The organism is Noviherbaspirillum sp. ST9 (genome assembly GCF_048799745.1).
Classification (GTDB): domain Bacteria; phylum Pseudomonadota; class Gammaproteobacteria; order Burkholderiales; family Burkholderiaceae_D; genus Noviherbaspirillum.
This window is the reverse complement of record NZ_JBLWFR010000152.1, coordinates 1-587: the sequence shown is the minus strand read 5'-3', so window position 1 is coordinate 587 and position 587 is coordinate 1. Positions and strand designations below refer to the sequence as shown.

The window sequence follows — 587 nt, the reverse complement described above, 5'->3', positions numbered from 1 at the left end:
AAGAACACCATCAACGTGATGGTGGACCAGCTGAACTCGTTTGCGTCGGAAGTGACGCGCGTGGCGCGCGAAGTGGGTACCGAAGGCAAGCTGGGCGGACAGGCGCATGTGAAGGGCGTGGGCGGCACGTGGAAGGATTTGACCGACAACGTGAACTTCATGGCCTCGAACCTGACCGGCCAGGTACGAAACATTGCGGAAGTGACGACGGCGGTGGCACGGGGCGACCTGTCGAAGAAGATTACCGCCGACGCCAAGGGCGAAATCCTGGAACTGAAGAACACCATCAACGTGATGGTGGACCAGCTCTCCTCGTTCGCCTCGGAAGTGACGCGCGTGGCACGCGAAGTGGGTACCGAAGGCAAGCTGGGCGGACAGGCAAACGTGCCGGGCGTCGCCGGTACTTGGAAGGACTTGACCGACTCGGTGAACTCGATGGCAGGCAACCTGACCTCGCAGGTGCGCAACATCGCCGACGTGACCACCGCGGTGGCGAACGGCGACTTGTCGAAGAAGATTACCGTGGACGTGCGCGGCGAAATTCTTCAGTTGAAGGACACCATCAACACCATGGTGGATCAACTGCG

At 60.6% G+C, this 587-nt stretch carries 1 protein-coding gene; it reads left to right on the top strand.

The window, feature by feature from the left end; all coding sequences use genetic code 11:
- The coding region (locus tag ACNOHI_RS25265; RefSeq protein ID WP_420477478.1) for a HAMP domain-containing protein at positions 1 to 587 on the top strand (587 nt) is incomplete at both ends.